Source organism: Zestomonas ipomoeae (genome assembly GCF_057128665.1).
In genome coordinates, this window is sequence record NZ_JBSKHQ010000007.1 from 13,325 (window position 1) to 28,624 (window position 15,300).

General features: G+C 66.7%; 14 protein-coding genes. All 14 read left to right on the forward strand.

Features of this window, described 5'->3' with window-relative positions:
- The first annotated feature begins 7 nt into the window (after positions 1-7).
- The 14 genes from ACWKV7_RS10020 to ACWKV7_RS10085 all read left to right on the forward strand — a co-directional run bounded on the left by ACWKV7_RS10020 (position 8) and on the right by ACWKV7_RS10085 (position 15,126).
- Complete coding sequence (locus tag ACWKV7_RS10020) at positions 8-1,066, forward strand: imelysin family protein (protein WP_483857519.1); 1,059 nt, start codon at positions 8-10, stop codon at positions 1,064-1,066.
- Positions 1,067-1,068: 2 nt separating this feature from the next.
- Positions 1,069-2,163, forward strand: a complete 1,095-nt coding sequence (locus tag ACWKV7_RS10025) for a DUF1513 domain-containing protein (RefSeq protein WP_483857520.1) — start codon at positions 1,069-1,071, stop codon at positions 2,161-2,163.
- 169 nt (positions 2,164-2,332) lie between these two features.
- Positions 2,333-3,958, forward strand: coding sequence for a methyl-accepting chemotaxis protein (locus ACWKV7_RS10030; protein WP_487249206.1), 1,626 nt, complete (start codon positions 2,333-2,335; stop codon positions 3,956-3,958).
- Between the two features lie 213 nt (positions 3,959-4,171).
- Positions 4,172-4,543 (forward strand): sensory rhodopsin transducer, encoded by a 372-nt coding sequence (locus ACWKV7_RS10035; protein ID WP_483857521.1) that lies wholly within the window; start codon positions 4,172-4,174, stop codon positions 4,541-4,543.
- A gap of 66 nt (positions 4,544-4,609) precedes the next feature.
- Entirely contained in the window at positions 4,610-5,626 is a 1,017-nt protein-coding gene (gene coxB, locus ACWKV7_RS10040; protein ID WP_483857522.1) for a cytochrome c oxidase subunit II, read from the forward strand.
- A 14-nt stretch (positions 5,627-5,640) separates the two neighbouring features.
- The gene (gene ctaD, locus ACWKV7_RS10045) at positions 5,641-7,530 is read left to right on the forward strand and encodes a cytochrome c oxidase subunit I (protein WP_483857523.1); all 1,890 of its coding nucleotides are present in this window, start codon (positions 5,641-5,643) and stop codon (positions 7,528-7,530) included.
- 1 nt (position 7,531) lies between these two features.
- Positions 7,532-8,134 (forward strand): cytochrome c oxidase subunit 3, encoded by a 603-nt coding sequence (locus ACWKV7_RS10050; RefSeq protein WP_483857524.1) that lies wholly within the window; start codon positions 7,532-7,534, stop codon positions 8,132-8,134.
- 10 nt (positions 8,135-8,144) lie between these two features.
- Complete coding sequence (locus ACWKV7_RS10055) at positions 8,145-8,489, forward strand: hypothetical protein (protein ID WP_483857525.1); 345 nt, start codon at positions 8,145-8,147, stop codon at positions 8,487-8,489.
- Positions 8,486-9,409 carry a cytochrome c oxidase assembly protein gene (locus tag ACWKV7_RS10060; RefSeq protein ID WP_483857526.1) on the forward strand — a complete coding sequence of 308 codons (924 nt, stop codon included), beginning with the start codon at positions 8,486-8,488 and terminating at the stop codon, positions 9,407-9,409. The genes ACWKV7_RS10055 and ACWKV7_RS10060 overlap by 4 nt, the downstream gene beginning before the upstream one ends.
- Positions 9,402-9,773: a c-type cytochrome gene (locus tag ACWKV7_RS10065; RefSeq protein WP_483857527.1), complete on the forward strand. Its 372-nt coding sequence runs from the start codon at positions 9,402-9,404 to the stop codon at positions 9,771-9,773. The genes ACWKV7_RS10060 and ACWKV7_RS10065 overlap by 8 nt, the downstream gene beginning before the upstream one ends.
- Before the next feature lie 17 nt (positions 9,774-9,790).
- Positions 9,791-10,336, forward strand: coding sequence for a c-type cytochrome (locus tag ACWKV7_RS10070; protein WP_483857528.1), 546 nt, complete (start codon positions 9,791-9,793; stop codon positions 10,334-10,336).
- Positions 10,333-10,725 (forward strand): c-type cytochrome, encoded by a 393-nt coding sequence (locus tag ACWKV7_RS10075; RefSeq protein ID WP_483857529.1) that lies wholly within the window; start codon positions 10,333-10,335, stop codon positions 10,723-10,725. Before ACWKV7_RS10070 ends, ACWKV7_RS10075 begins: the two co-directional genes overlap by 4 nt.
- A gap of 170 nt (positions 10,726-10,895) precedes the next feature.
- Positions 10,896-12,050, forward strand: a complete 1,155-nt coding sequence (locus tag ACWKV7_RS10080) for an efflux RND transporter periplasmic adaptor subunit (protein ID WP_483857530.1) — start codon at positions 10,896-10,898, stop codon at positions 12,048-12,050.
- A gap of 25 nt (positions 12,051-12,075) precedes the next feature.
- The gene (locus ACWKV7_RS10085) at positions 12,076-15,126 is read left to right on the forward strand and encodes a multidrug efflux RND transporter permease subunit (protein WP_483857531.1); all 3,051 of its coding nucleotides are present in this window, start codon (positions 12,076-12,078) and stop codon (positions 15,124-15,126) included.
- Positions 15,127-15,300: the final 174 nt, after the last annotated feature.

Below are 15,300 nucleotides of genomic sequence, written 5' to 3' on the forward strand. Positions count from 1 at the left end.
ACCTTCCATGTTGCGCCCGCTGTCGACTCTTGCTGCCGCCCTCGCCCTTGCCGCCTGCACCGCCCAGGACCCGCCGGGCAAGATCAGCGCCGCGCTGGCCGACGGCGTGCTGCTGCCCGCCTACAGCGCCTGGGCCGAAGCCGACCGGCAACTGGCCAGCAGCGGCGAGGCCTTCTGCGCCGGCGACCAGGACCTGCCCGCCGCGCGGCAGGCCTTCCTCACCGCGCAGAGCGCCTGGGCCGCCCTGCAACCGATGCTCGTAGGCCCGCTGGCCGAGGGCAATCGCACCTGGCAGGTGCAGTTCTGGCCGGACAAGAAGAATCTGGTGGCTCGCCAGGTCGAGGGCCTGCTGAACAGCAAGCCGCGGTTGAAGCGGGAGGACGTGGAGCGCGCCAGCGTGGTGGTCCAGGGGCTGACCGCCTACGAATACCTGCTGTTCGACAGCGGCATCGACCTCAAGGATGCCGAGCGCAAGGCCCGCTACTGCCCGCTGCTGGTCGCCATCGGTCAGCATCAGCAAGCCCTCTCCAGCGATGTGCTCGGCCAGTGGCAGGGCGAGCACGGCATGGCCGCGCAACTGCGCAAGTTCCCCAACGAGCGCTACGCCGAGGCCGACGAGGCCGTGGCCGAATTGCTGCGCACCCAGGTCACCGGCCTGGATGGCTTGAAGAAGAAACTCGGCGCCCCACTCGGCCGGCAGAGCAAGGGCCACCCGCAGCCCTACCAGGCCGAAGGCTGGCGCAGCCAGTCGTCCCTGGCCAGCCTGGCCGCCAGCCTGGCCGGTGCCGAACGCCTGTGGCACGGCGCCGACCACGATGGCCTGCGCCAGTTGCTCGACGCCGAGCACCAGTCGCTGGCCGAGCGTATCGACGCTGCCTTCGCCGACACTCGCCAGCAACTGGCGGCACTGGACCGCCCGCTCGACGAACTGCTCGGCAACCCGGATGGCCAGCAACTGCTGAACGACCTCTACGACAGCCTCGACCGGCTGCATCGCCTGCAAGGCAGCGAGATGGCCAAGGTGCTGGGTATTTCCCTCGGTTTCAACGCCCACGACGGAGACTGAGCATGCGCCGCAGAGCCTTTCTCGGCCTCGGCGCCGCTGCCCTGGCCGCTTCCGCCCTCGGGGGCTGGAAACTCACCCAGCATGGCCCGCAGCCGCTGCTGCTGTCGGCCCGCGACGACAGTAACGGCAAGCACTATGCGGTCGGCTATCGCCTGGATGGCGAGCGGGCCTTCGCCACCCCTGTCGGCGAGCGCTGCCACGATGTGGTTCCGCATCCGAGCCTGCCGCTGGCGCTGTTCGTCGGCCGACGGCCGAGCCGCCAGAGCTACCTGATCGATACCCGTGACGGTCGCCTGCTCCAGGTGCTGGACACCCCGGCCAATCGCCACTTCTACGGCCATGCGGTGTTCCACAAGGGCGGCGACTGGCTGTACGCCACCGAGAACGATACCGACGAACCGGGACGCGGTGTGATTGGCGTCTATCGCCTGCAGGCCTCGCAGCTGGTGCGTACCGGCGAGCACTCCAGCCATGGCATCGGACCGCACCAGTTGCTGTGGATGCCCGACGGCGAAACCCTGGTGGTGGCCAATGGCGGCATTCGCACCGAGGCGGACAGCCGCGAGATGCTCAACCTGGACGCCATGGAGCCCAGCCTGGTGTTGATGAGCCGGAGCGGCGACCTGCTCAGCCAGGAGCGTCTGGCCGAGTCGATGAACAGCGTGCGCCACCTGGCGGTGGCCGCCGACGGCACCATCGTGTCCGGCCAGCAGTACCAGGGCGACCCCGCCGATGCGGTTCCGCTGCTGGCGATCAAGCGACCCGGCCAGCCCTTCCAGCCCTTCCCGCTCGGCGAGGCGCAGCGCGTGGCGATGAACCAGTACACCGCCAGCCTGGCCATCCACGACAAGTTGCGCCTGCTGGCCATGACCGCGCCGCGCGGCGGGCGCTTCTTCGTCTGGGACCTGGACAGCGGCGAGTTGCGCCTGGACACGCCGCTGGCCGATTGCGCCGGTGTCGGCGCAGTGACGGACGGCTTCGTGGTCAGCGCCGGGATCGGCCGCTGCCGGCTCTACGACTGCCGTACCCCGCATATCGTCAGCCAGGCGCTGGAACTGCCCGCGGGGCTATGGGACAACCATCTGCGCCTGGCCTGAACCGCACCGTTCATCCAAATACCTGGCCGCTCGCTCAACAGTAAAGCGCGGCGGCCGACCTATACTCGGAACGAAGCACTGCGCGGCTGGCTGCTGGCCAGCACCTCACGGGTATCTCGTGCCGCAGTGCGCACAGTGCACGACATCCTCCAACTCGAGGCAAAGACCCATGTTCCTGCAAAGCTCCTTGCGTGCTCAGATCCTTACGCTGTTGGGTGGCAGCCTGGCGCTGATCCTGCTGATTGCCCTGGCCTGCTTCAGCTTTCTCTCGGGCGGCATCCAGGCCTACCGGGGTCTGCTCGACGGCCCCGTTGCCGCCTCCCAACTGGTGGACGAAGCCAACGTCGAATTCAAGATCCAGGTCCAGGAATGGAAGAACGTGCTGCTACGCGGTTCCGATCCGGCCAGCCTGACCAAGTACTGGGGCCAGTTCGAGGAGCAGGAGCGCAAGGTCCAGGACGAACTGACGAGCCTGCTGGCATTGAAAGACCTCGCCCCGCCGCTCAGGAACCAGATCGAGCGCCTGCGCAGCGAGCACCAGACTCTGGGTGCCGCCTACCGCCGGGGCCGCGATGCGTTCGTCGCCGCCGGAGCCGACCCCAAGGCCGGCGATGCCGCGGTGAAGGGCATCGACCGCGCCGCCAGCGAGCAAATGAGCGAACTGGTCAAGACACTGCATGAGCAAAGCCAGGAGCAGGCCAAGGCCATCGGTCGCGAAGCCGACCGCACCATTCTGCTCGGCACGCTGATCATGCTGGCCTCGAGCGTGGTGGTGGGCCTGCTCAGCCTGTGGTTGATCAATCGCAATCTGATCGCGCCCATCACTCGTCTGATCGACCACATCGCCCAGCTGAGCCGCGGCAATTTCGGCGACCGGGTCGATGTCAGCCGGCGCGATGAACTGGGCCGCCTGGCGGTGGCGGCCAATACCCTGCGGGACTTCCTCGCCGATATCTTCAGCCGCCTGAAGAGCAGTACCGGCGAGCTGGACCATGCCAGCCACGAGCTGAACGCCATCGCCGCGCTGATGACCCAGGGCACCAACGAGCAATTCACCCGCACCGACCAGGTGGCCACGGCGATGCACGAGATGTCCGCCACCGCCCAGGAGGTGGCCCGCCATGCGGCCGAGGCCGCCCATGCGGCTGATGATGCCGAGGCCTCCTCGCAGCAGGGCGACTCGGTGATGCGCGCGACCATCCAGACCATCACCGGGATTCGCGGTGAGATCGCCAATACCGCCGAGGTGATCCGTCGCCTGGAAAGCGACAGCGGCCGCATCGGCAAGGTGCTGGAAGTGATCCGCGGCATCGCCGAGCAGACCAACCTGCTGGCACTCAACGCGGCCATCGAAGCGGCTCGCGCCGGCGATGCCGGGCGCGGCTTCGCGGTGGTCGCCGACGAGGTGCGCACCCTGGCCCAGCGCACCGCCGAGTCCACCGCCGAGATCCACCAGATCATCGACACCGTGCAGACCGGCGCGGTCAACGCGGTGCGCGCCATCGAGAGCGGCCAGACCCGCAGCGAGGAAGGCGTCGACCAGGTGACCCAGGCCGGCGAGATGCTGCAGCGCATCACCGGCGCGGTGGAAGCGATCCGCGACATGAATCGGCAGATCGCCACCGCCGCCGAAGAGCAGACCTCGGTGGCCGAGGACATCTCGCGCAACCTCACCGAGATCACCGCCATCGCCACCACCAACCAGGAGAACGTGCAGCGCACCCAGGCCGCCAGCCAGGACCTGCAGGTCCTCTCCAGCCAGCTCACCGACCTCACCCGCCGTCTCAGCGCCTGATCGCGCCCGCGCTCCTCTTCCGCCAACCGGCGAAGGGGAGCGCTCCCCTCCTACTCCCCCATACCCACCTGCGGCCGGTCCTTGCCGATTGCCGGCGGCAAATGCGCACGATCAGGAAACCCCGGTCGCAAAGCTCAGTCAGAACTACCAGACCCCGTATCTACGACGTCATGAACCCGGCTCTATTCGAGCCCCCGCACAGGAGTCGCGACGATGGAAGGTATTGGAAAGACCCGCTGGGCAATCGCCGAAGGCTACATCCCCCCTTCGAGCAGCAGCGACTCGCGCCAGCTCACCAGCCATGAAACCGCCTGCCTGCTGAATGCCGGTGACAAGCCGGCGAACGTGACGGTCACCCTGTTCTTCGTCGACCGCGAACCGGTTGGCCCCTACCACGTGACCGTCGCGCCGCGCCGCACGCTGCACCTGCGTTTCAACGAATTGAAGGACCCGCAGCCGGTCCCCACCGATACCGACTACGCCAGTCTGTTCGAATCCGACGTGCCCATCGTCGTGCAGCACACCCGGCTGGATTCGCGCCAGGCGGAACTGGCCCTGCTGACCACCATGGCCTACGGGCAATAGAACGCGTACCGCCATCGCTTTCCACCGGCACCGCGGCCGTTTCTCGCTTCATCCGTCGGACGATCCATGCACAAGCCACTGACAGCGCTGCTCTCGTTCACCTCCATCGCCGCCTGGTGGCCTCGGTGGGGGCTGGCGGGCGAGCAACCGCCGCTACAGTCCGCGCTGGCACCCCACGCGCCACCGGCCACGCTGATCGCCAACCTCACCTGGTGGATGATCGCGGTCTACGCGCTGGTGTTCGTCGCGGTCATGTTGCTGGGTGGCCTGGCCATTCTCCGCGGCCGTGGTGCGCAGCCGCACAGCCTCGCCGAACGGGGCAGTCGCAACTTGGTGCTGCTGGGGGGCGTGGGGCTACCGCTGCTTATCCTCACCGGTTTCGCGGTCGCCAGCATGCTGGTCGGCCAGGCTGCCTCGCGGCCCTATCCGGAGGCGGCGCTGACCGTCGAGGTGGTGGGCAAGCGCTGGTGGTGGGAGCTGCGCTACTTCGATGCCGACGAGCGCCTGCTGGCGGTCACCGCCAACGAACTGCAGGTGCCGGCCGGACAACCGGTGAAACTGCTGCTGCGCTCCAGCGATGTGATCCACAGCTTCTGGGCGCCGAATCTGGACGGCAAGACCGACATGATCCCCGGCATGACCAACGTTGCCTGGCTGAACATTCCGCAGCCTGGCGTTTATCGCGGGCAATGCGCCGAATTCTGCGGCGACCAGCACAGCCTGATGGCCTTCAAGGTGGTGGTGCAGGCGCCGGATGCGTTCCAGCGCTGGCTCGACCACCAAGCCCAGCCGGCCGTTCCGGCGGCCATGGCCAGCGCGGGCCGGCAGGTATTCCTCGACAAGGGCTGCGCCACCTGCCACAGCATCCGTGGCACCCGCGCCGACGGCAACGACGCTCCGGACCTGACCCACCTGGCCTCCCGCCAGACCCTCGCGGCAGGAACCCTGCCCAATACGCGCGGGCACCTGGCCGGCTGGATCAGCGATCCGCAGAGCAGCAAGCCCGGCGCCCTGATGCCGGCCACGGCCATGCAGCCGAAAGTATTGGAGGCGCTGCTGGATTACCTCCAGGCACTGGAATAGGAGAACGCAGCAGGATGGAGGCACTCGAACGCGACATGCTCGACCGCACCTGGCAATCGCCGACCGGGTTCATCGGTTGGTTTACCCAGGTCAACCAGCGCAAGATCGGCCTGCGCTTCATCGTCACGTCCTTCATCTTCTTCATGATCGCCGGCGTGCTGGCCCTGCTGATGCGCCTGCAGCTGATCTCCCCGGAAAACGGCCTGATCGGCCCAGAGCTGTACAACCAGCTGTTCACCATGCACGGCACCACCATGATGTTCTTCTTCGCCGTGCCGGCGATGGAGGGCTTCGGCATCTACCTGGTGCCACTGATGATCGGCACCCGCGACATGGCCTTCCCCCGCCTCAACGCCTTCGGCTACTACGTCTACCTGATCGCTGGCATCGCGCTGTATCTGACGCTGTTTCTGGGCATGGCACCGGACGATGGCTGGTTCAGCTACGTGCCGCTGGCCGGCCAGAAGTTTTCGCCGGGGCAAGGCGCCGATGTGTGGACCACCGTCATCACCTTCATCGAGGTGTCGGCCCTGGCGGCGGCGGTCGAGCTGATCGTCACCATTCTCAAGCAGCGCGCGCCGGGCATGTCGCTGAGCCGCATGCCGCTGTTCGTCTGGTCGATCCTGGTGATGTCGTTCATGATCGTCTTCGCCATGCCCTCGGTGATCGTAGCCAGCGTGCTACTGGCGCTGGATCGCACCTTCGACACGCTGTTCTTCGTCGCCGAGGCCGGTGGCCAGCCGCTGCTCTGGCAGCACCTGTTCTGGTTCTTCGGCCACCCCGAGGTGTACATCATCCTGGTGCCGGCGCTGGGCATGATTTCCTCGATCATCGTTACCTTCACCCGCCGCCCGGTGTTCGGCTACAGCGCGGTGGTGCTGTCGCTGGTGGGTATCGGCTTCATCTCCTTCGGCCTGTGGGTGCACCACATGTTCGCCACCGGCCTGCCGCAGCTGGGCCTGAGCTTCTTCACCGCGGCGAGCATGATGATCGCGGTGCCCAGCGGCATCCAGATCTTCTGCTGGATCGCCACCCTGTGGGGCGCACGGATCCGCTTCGCCACGCCGATGCTGTTCATCCTCGGCTTCTTCGCCATTTTCGTGCTCGGCGGCCTGACCGGGGTAATGGTCGCCTCGGTGCCCTTCGACCGCCAGGTGCACGACAGCTACTTCGTGGTCGCCCACTTCCATTACGTGCTGATCGGTGGCGCGGTGTTCCCGCTGTTCGGCGCGCTCTACTACTGGTATCCGAAGCTGTTCGGCCGGCTGATGTCGGAGCGCCTCGGCCGCTGGAGCTGCGCGCTGATGTTCATCGGTTTCAACCTGACCTTCTTCCCCATGCACCAGTTGGGCTTCGAGGGCATGCCCAGGCGGGTCTACACCTACCTGATGGAAATGGGCTGGGGGCCGCTGAACCTGCTGGCCACCGTGGGAGCCTTCGTTTTCGCCGCCGGCACGCTGCTGACCTTCATCAACGCCTTCCATGCACACCGACGCGGCGCCGTCGCCGGGCCCAATCCGTGGGGTGCGGACAGCCTGGAATGGGCCACCGACTCGCCGCCGGCCAACTACAACCTCCGCAACATCCCGATCGTCGACAGCCGCTGGCCGCTATGGCGCAAGGACAGTCCCGGCGAGGTGCAGACCCTCGACGACCTCGGCAAGGTGGTCGGCCTGCGCGCCGATCGCCGCGAGGTGGTTTCGACCAGCGTGCTCGATGCCCAGCCGCAAACAGTGGTGGTGCTGCCGAATCCATCGATCTGGCCGGCGCTGCTGGCAGTCGCCGTGGCCACGGGCTTCATCGGCTTCATGTTCAGTGGCTGGTTCTTCGTGTTCGGCTTCTTCTTCAGCTTCTTCATGATCGTCGGCTGGCTGTGGCCACACCGGCCCTGGCGGGAGGATTGAGATGGATAGGCAGATCATCGATGTCAGCCAGTTTTCCCGCTTCCAGGCCGGCCGCGAGGCGCCGTTGTGGTGGGGCATCCTCGGCCTGGTCCTGGTGGAGGCCACGGTGGTGGCGAGCTTCATCGCCAGCTATTTCTACCTGCGGCTGTACCAGCCGCACTGGCCGCCGCAGGGCGTCGAGCCGCCGGATTTGCTGTGGCCGACGCTGAACCTGGCCATGCTGCTGCTCAGTTGCGTGACCATGTGGTGGGCCGGGCGCAAGCTCAGCAACGACGAGCGCGGCAAGTTCGTCCTCGGCGCAGCTGCCAGCGTGGTGCTCGCCGGCCTGGTGCTGGTCTCGCGCTGGCAGCAGTTCCAAGCCCTCGAGGTGCGTTGGGACGAGAACCCCTACGGCTCGATCGTCTGGACCATTTCCGGCTTCCACTTCATCCATGTCGTCTCCGCGGTGATCGGCACCGCCGTGGTGGTGCTGCTCGGCCTGCTCGGCTTCTTCACCCAGAAGCGCCAGCTCGCGGTGGTGGTGGACACCCTCTACTGGTACTTCGTCGGGCTGGTGTGGATCCCGCTGTACCTGGTCCTGTACTGGTCGCCGCGCTTGCTGTGAGGAGCCTTGCATGACACAAGAATCCCTGCCGCAACACAAAGCGCCGTCGCTGATCTTGGCGCTCGCCTGGTTCGCGGGTCCGCTGGCCTGGGCCGGCCACCTGGGCCTGGTCTACGCGGTATCCGGCTGGGCCTGCGAACATGATGCCCGCTGGCTGTTGTACGCCATCAGCGTGGCGGCTCTGTCGTTGGCGCTAGGCGGCGTACTGGCCTGCCTGAAAAGCAACCGCCACACCATCGGCAGCGGCCCCTCGCAGCCCTTCCTCGGCCGCAGCGGGCTGGGGCTGAGCCTGCTGTTCTGCGCGGTGATTCTGATGCAGACGGTGCCCATCGTGATCGTGGGGAGCTGCCGATGAGACGCGCGATCTTACTTTGCCCGCCGTTGCTGGCCCTGGCGCCCGGAGCCTGGGCCCATGTGGTCGACGCCGATCCGCACGAGGGCCCGCAATGGTTCTCCCTCGACCCCTGGACCTGGGTGCTGTTGATCCTCAGCGCAGCGCTCTATCTGCGCGGTCGATGGGTGCTGAAACAGCGGGCCCGCGCGGCCGACGGCGCCGCTGCCCGGCGCAGCGCCTGGCTGTTCTGCGCCGGCTGGCTGTCGCTGGTGGTGGCGCTCGGCCCGCCGCTCGACCCGCTTGGCGGCTACCTGTTCTCCGCGCACATGCTGCAGCACGAACTGCTGATGCTGGTGGCGGCGCCGCTGCTGGTACTCAGCCGACCGGGAGGCATCCTGCTGTGGGGCCTGCCGGCCGGCGGTCGACAGCTGTTCGGCGGCATGCAGCGCATCGGCTGGCTGCGCAGCGGCTGGAGCTGGCTCAGCTCCGCCCACGGCGCCTGGCTGACGCACGCCCTGGTGCTGTGGGGCTGGCACCTGCCGGCATTGTTCGACGCCAGCGTGCTCAACGATGGGGTGCATGCCCTGCAGCACGCCAGTTTCTTCGTCTCGGCACTGCTGTTCTGGTGGGCGCTGCTGCAGGGCACCGGCACCCAGAATGCCGGCGGGGTCATCTACGTGTTCACCACTGCCGTGCACAGCAGCCTGCTTGGTGCCCTGCTGACCTTCTCGCCCTCGGTGTGGTATGCGCCATACCTGGAGACCACCATGCTTTTTGGCCTGAGCCCACTGGATGATCAGCGACTCGGCGGCCTGATCATGTGGATTCCCTCTGGGCTGGTGTTCCTCGCCGCCGGGCTGGTACTGACGGCGCGCGTGCTGCGGGACGAGGGCGACGCCCGCGTGCCGGCCGGCCGCAACGGAGGGCCGGGCGATGACTGACCGCTCGCGCGCCGGCTTCCTGGCGATCTGCCTGCTGCTGGGCGCCTGCCAGCCCACCCAGGCGGACAAGATGGGCCCCTATGCCGGCGACCCGGAGCGCGGGCGCCAACTGGCGGACCGCTACGGCTGCGGCAGTTGCCACCTTATCCCCCGCGTTCCCGGCGCCCGCGGCAAGGTCGGCCCGCCGCTGGAGCACATGGCGCGCCGCGGCTATATCGCCGGGCTGCTGCCCAATACCGAACAGGACATGGTGACCTGGCTGCAATCGCCGCAGGCCGTGGCGCCGGGCACCGTCATGCCGGACGTCGGCCTGTCGGCGGCGCAAGCGCGCGATATCGCCGCCTTCCTGCAGCAACTGGACTGATCGAAGAGGAGCCCTCGATGACGCGCCGCCACTGGATGATCGCCGTCGCCGTCTTGCTGGCGATCCCGCTGGGCGCGCTGGCCTTCATCTACCTGGGCCTCTACAACGTGGCCGCCACCGGCCAGCACACCGCACCGGTGTACTGGCTGACCGATACGGTGATGCGCTATTCCATCGCCCACCACGCCAGCGGCACCGTGGTGCCCGAACTGGACGACCAGGCCCGTGTCGAACGCGGTCTAGGCCTCTACGTCGCGCATTGCGAACGATGCCACGGCGGCCCTGGCGTCGCGCCCGAGCCGTTCGCCCTGGGCATGACGCCGATCCCGGCGAACCTGGTGGAAACCGCGCGTCGCTGGCCGACCCGCAACATCCACTGGGCCATCAAGCACGGCATCAAGATGACCGGCATGCCCGCCTGGAAATACCGCCTGGACGACGAGGGCATCTGGGATCTGGTGGCCTTCATCGAGCGCCTGTCCCGCCTGTCTCCGGTGCAATACCAGGCCATGCGCGCCAACGCTGCCGGATACCGCCCCCGGGCTATGGAGGCTCAACGATGAACCCGCCCATCCGCCAAGCCGCCCGCCTGCTGTCGAGCGCATTGCTCGCGGGCCTGCTGGGCGCCTGCGATGCCTCCTACCTGGAGGTTCCCGGCGTCGGCACCGGTTACGCCGATGCCGGGGAGCAGGCCTTCCACCAGCACGCCTGCACCGCCTGCCATGTCATCCCCGGCATCGTCGGCGCGGACATCCACGTCGGCCCGCCGCTGACCGGCCTGGCCGACCGCAAGTACCTGGCCGGCGTGCTGCCCAACACCCCGGAAAACCTGGTGCGCTGGCTGCGCCAGCCGCAGTCGATTGCCCCGGAATCGGCGATGCCCGACCTCGGCGTCGGCAAGCAGGCGGCGCTGGACATGGCGGCCTACCTGTCGACCCTGCACGAGGACTGACGCGGGGCGATCCGGCTCCATTGCACCGCTCGACGCAACGCACCGTTCCCGGCATGGTTAATCGCAATCTTTTGCAATTGGGCTCTTTTTGACTACTTCGTCAACTGGCACTATGGTGCCCTGCTCGCCTATTCCCGGCGCTGCCTAGCGCCTTGCCAAGGAACCGGAATATGTTGCTCCGTCGCATGCTGATCATGCTGGCAGCCGTGCTCCTCGTGATCGCCGCTCTCGCCGCCTACAAAATCAACTCCTTCATCCAGATGGGCAAAGCCTTCTCGGCACCGCCGCCGCCGATCAGCGTGGCCGCTGCGAAGGCCGAGCAGATGCCCTGGCAGAGCCGTCTGCCCGCCATCGGTACGCTGCGCGCGTTCCAGGGCGTGGACCTGACCGTCGAAGTCGGCGGCACGGTCAAGGAACTGCTGTTCCGCTCCGGCGAAAAGGTCGCGCTGAACCAGCCGCTGGTGCAGCTGGACAGCGCCGTGGAACAGGCCAGCCTGGCTACCGCCGAAGCCGAGCTGGGCCTGGCCAAGGTCGAGTTCGAACGCGGCCGCAGCCTGGTCAACCGCCAGGCGATTTCCAAGAGCGAGTTCGACCGCCTTTCGGCGCAGTTGCAAAAGGCCAACGCCAGCGTCGCGCAGCTCAAGGCGACCCTGGACAAGAAGCGCATCCTCGCGCCCTTCGCCGGTACCATCGGCATTCGCCAGGTGGACGTCGGCGACTACGTCGCCACCGGCACCACCCTCGCCACCCTGCAAGACCTGTCGCGCCTGCACGTGGACTTCTACCTGCCGGAGCAGAGCGCGCCCAAGCTGGCCATTGGCGAACGCGTGCGCATCAAGGTCGCGGCCTACCCGGACGAAGTGTTCGACGGCGAGATCGATGCCATCAACCCCAAGGTCGAAGACGCCACGCGCAACCTGCTGATCCGCGCCGCCCTGGACAATCCGGAAGGTCGGCTGCTGCCGGGCATGTTCGCCGACCTGGCAGTGCTGCTGCCGGGCGAGGCCCCCGTCGTGGTGGTGCCGGAAACCGCCATCACCTACACCCTCTACGGCAACTCGGTCTACGTGATCGAAACGAAGAAGGGCGAGGATGGCAAGGTCGAGCAGGACGACAAGGGCCAGCCGGTACTCACCGTGCAGCGTCGCTTCGTCGATACCGGCGAACGCCGCGATGGCATGGTGGTGGTGAACAAGGGCTTGAAGCCCGGCGAACAGGTGGTCACCGCCGGCCAGCTGAAGCTGGATAGCGGCGCCCGCGTGACGATCAGCGACGATCCGCTGCAGGAAGAGCACGCCCCGAACAGCCAGGCCAGCAGCCGCTGAGGCGGGCTGGCAAAGGAACGACATCATGGCTTTGACCGATCCCTTCATCCGCCGTCCGGTGCTCGCCACCGTGATCAGCCTGCTGATCGTGCTGCTCGGCCTGCAGGCCTTCAAGCAGCTGACCATCCGCCAGTATCCGCAGATGGAGAACGCGCAGATCACGGTGACCACCGCCTACCCCGGCGCCAACGCCGAGACCATCCAGGGCTATATCACCCAGCCGCTGCAGCAGAGCCTGGCCAGTGCCGAAGGCATTGACTACATGACCTCGGTGAGCCGGCAGAACGTCTCGGTGATTTCCGTCTACGCCCGCATCGGCACCGACACCAACCGCCTGTTCACCGAGCTGCTGGCCAAGGCCAACGAGGTGAAGAACCAGCTGCCGCAGGATGCCGAAGACCCGGTGCTGGCCAAGGAGGCCACCGGTACCGCGCTGATGTACCTCAGCTTCTACAGCGACGAGCTGTCCAATCCGCAGATCACCGACTACCTGTCGCGGGTCATCCAGCCCAAGCTGGCCACCCTGCCGGGCATGGCCGAGGCGGAGATTCTCGGCAACCAGGTCTTCGCCATGCGCCTGTGGCTCGACCCGGTGAAGCTGGCCGCCTACGGCCTCACCGCCGCCGACGTGACCGGCGCGGTGCGCCGCTACAACTTCCTCGCCGCCGCCGGCGAGGTGAAGGGCGAGTACGTGGTGACCAGCATCAACGCCACCACCGACCTGAAGTCCGCCGACGCCTTCGCCGCTATCCCGCTGAAGACCATCGGCGACACCCGTGTGCTGCTGCGCGATGTGGCGCGGGTGGAAATGGGCGCGGAAAACTACGACTCCATCAGCTCCTTCGATGGCATCCCGTCGGTCTACATCGGCATCCAGGGCACGCCCAGCGCCAACCCGCTGGATGTGATCAAGGAAGTCCGGGCGATCATGCCGGAGCTGGAGTCGCAGCTGCCGCCGAACCTCAAGGCTTCCATCGCCTACGACGCGACGCTGTTCATCCAGGCCTCCATCGACGAGGTACTGAAGACCCTCGGCGAGGCAGTGCTGATCGTCATCGTGGTGGTGTTCCTGTTCCTCGGCGCGTTCCGCTCGGTGCTGATCCCGGTGATCACCATTCCACTGTCGATGATCGGCGTGCTGTTCCTCATGCAGCTGATGGGCTATTCGATCAACCTGCTGACGCTGCTGGCCATGGTCCTGGCCATCGGCCTGGTGGTGGACGATGCCATCGTCGTGGTGGAAAACATCCATCGCCACATCGAAGAGGGCAAGACGCCGTTCGATGCGGCCATCGAAGGTGCCCGCGAGATCGCCGTGCCGGTGATCTCGATGACCATCACCCTGGCCGCGGTGTACGCGCCGATCGGCTTCCTCGGCGGTCTGACCGGCGCGCTGTTCAAGGAATTCGCGTTCACCCTGGCCGGCTCGGTGATCATCTCCGGCATCGTCGCCCTGACCCTGTCGCCGATGATGTGCTCCAAGCTGCTGCGCCACGAGGAGAACCCCACCGGCCTGGCCCATCGCCTGGACGTGATCTTCGACCGTCTCAAGCAGCGCTACCAGCGCGCTCTGCACGGCACCCTGAACACCCGTCCGGTGGTGATCGTCTTCGCCCTGATCGTGCTGCTGCTGATCCCGCCGCTGCTGATGTTCTCCAAGAGCGAACTGGCCCCCGACGAGGACCAGGGCATCATCTTCCTGATGGCCACTGCCCCGCAGCCGACCAACCTCAATTACCTGAACGCCTACACCGACCAGTTCGTGGAGATCTTCAAGGAGTTTCCCGAGTACTACTCCTCGTTCCAGATCAACGGCTTCAACGGCGTGCAATCGGGCATCGGCGGCTTCCTGCTGAAGCCCTGGGATCAGCGCGACCGCACCCAGATGGAAATCCTGCCCGAGGTGCAGCAACGCCTCGCCGCGATTCCCGGCCTGCAGATCTTCGGCTTCAACCTGCCATCGCTGCCCGGCGCGCCGGAGGGCCTGCCCTTCCAGTTCGTGATCAACACGCCGAACGACTACGAGTCGCTGCTGCAGGTGACCGAGCGCATCAAACAGCGCGCCCTGGACTCCGGCAAGTTCGCCTTCCTCGACATCGACCTGGCCTTCGACAAGCCGGAACTGGTGGTGGAGATCGACCGCGAGAAGGCGGCGCAGATGGACGTGTCCATGGAAGACCTTGGCGTGACCCTGGCTACCTTGCTCGGCGAAGGCGAGGTCAACCGCTTCACCATCGATGGCCGCAGCTACAAGGTGATCGCCCAGGTGGAGCGCGCCTACCGCGACAATCCGGACTGGCTCGGCAGCTACTACGTGAAGAGCGAGAGCGGCCAGATGCTGCCGCTGTCGACCCTGATCAAGGTGCACGAACGGGCGCGGCCGACCCAGCTGAACCAGTTCCAGCAGCTCAACGCGGCGGTCATCCAGGGTTTCCCGAAGGTCAGCATGGGCGAGGCCATCGATACCGTGCGGCAGATCGCCGAAGAGGAGGCGCCGCGCGGCTACGCCTTCGACTATTCGGGCGTGGCCCGCCAGTATGTGCAGGAAGGCACCGCGCTGTACGCCACCTTCGGTCTGGCGCTGGCGATCATCTTCCTGGTGCTGGCGGCGCAGTTCGAGAGCTTCCGCGATCCGCTGGTGATCCTGGTGACGGTGCCGTTGTCGATCTGTGGTGCGCTGGTGCCGCTGTTCATGGGTTTCTCCAGCATGAACATCTACACCCAGGTGGGCCTGGTGACGCTGATCGGCCTGATCAGCAAGCACGGCATCCTGGTGGTGGAATTCGCCAACCAGTTGCGCCGCGAGAAGGGCCTCAGCATTCGCGAGGCGGTGGAAGAAGCCGCGGCGATCCGCCTGCGACCGGTATTGATGACCACCGCCTCGATGGTCTTCGCGATGATCCCGCTGATCCTCGCCACCGGGGCCGGCGCGGTGAGCCGCTTCGACATCGGCCTGGTGATCGCCACCGGAATGACGGTCGGCACGCTTTTCACCCTGTTCGTGCTGCCCTGCGTCTATACGCTGCTGGCCAAGCCGGACCGCAAACCGGCGCCCGAGCCCGCGCCGGCGCACTGAGAAGCAACCTGAGCCCCGCCTTTGCGGGGCTTCTTTTTTCTACGCAGCGATCCGGGCGGTGGGGGTTTCCGTGGTGTTCCTGCGCCAGCGGGCGCAACAGGAATGTCGCTCGCCCGTTCAAATCGCCGGCAAAACAAAGCCCCGCACAGGCGGGGCCATCGATCGGTGCGTCCA

Excerpts from the sequence above, each read along its gene's own strand:
- ACWKV7_RS10020 (WP_483857519.1), top strand. The coding sequence starts at position 8 with ATGTTGCGCCCGCTGTCGACTCTTGCTGCCGCCCTCGCCCTTGCCGCC.
- ACWKV7_RS10025 (WP_483857520.1), top strand. The coding sequence starts at position 1,069 with ATGCGCCGCAGAGCCTTTCTCGGCCTCGGCGCCGCTGCCCTGGCCGCT.
- ACWKV7_RS10030 (WP_487249206.1), top strand. The coding sequence starts at position 2,333 with ATGTTCCTGCAAAGCTCCTTGCGTGCTCAGATCCTTACGCTGTTGGGT.
- ACWKV7_RS10035 (WP_483857521.1), top strand. The coding sequence starts at position 4,172 with ATGGAAGGTATTGGAAAGACCCGCTGGGCAATCGCCGAAGGCTACATC.
- coxB (WP_483857522.1), top strand. The coding sequence starts at position 4,610 with ATGCACAAGCCACTGACAGCGCTGCTCTCGTTCACCTCCATCGCCGCC.
- ctaD (WP_483857523.1), top strand. The coding sequence starts at position 5,641 with ATGGAGGCACTCGAACGCGACATGCTCGACCGCACCTGGCAATCGCCG.
- ACWKV7_RS10050 (WP_483857524.1), top strand. The coding sequence starts at position 7,532 with ATGGATAGGCAGATCATCGATGTCAGCCAGTTTTCCCGCTTCCAGGCC.
- ACWKV7_RS10055 (WP_483857525.1), top strand. The coding sequence starts at position 8,145 with ATGACACAAGAATCCCTGCCGCAACACAAAGCGCCGTCGCTGATCTTG.
- ACWKV7_RS10060 (WP_483857526.1), top strand. The coding sequence starts at position 8,486 with ATGAGACGCGCGATCTTACTTTGCCCGCCGTTGCTGGCCCTGGCGCCC.
- ACWKV7_RS10065 (WP_483857527.1), top strand. The coding sequence starts at position 9,402 with ATGACTGACCGCTCGCGCGCCGGCTTCCTGGCGATCTGCCTGCTGCTG.
- ACWKV7_RS10070 (WP_483857528.1), top strand. The coding sequence starts at position 9,791 with ATGACGCGCCGCCACTGGATGATCGCCGTCGCCGTCTTGCTGGCGATC.
- ACWKV7_RS10075 (WP_483857529.1), top strand. The coding sequence starts at position 10,333 with ATGAACCCGCCCATCCGCCAAGCCGCCCGCCTGCTGTCGAGCGCATTG.
- ACWKV7_RS10080 (WP_483857530.1), top strand. The coding sequence starts at position 10,896 with ATGTTGCTCCGTCGCATGCTGATCATGCTGGCAGCCGTGCTCCTCGTG.
- ACWKV7_RS10085 (WP_483857531.1), top strand. The coding sequence starts at position 12,076 with ATGGCTTTGACCGATCCCTTCATCCGCCGTCCGGTGCTCGCCACCGTG.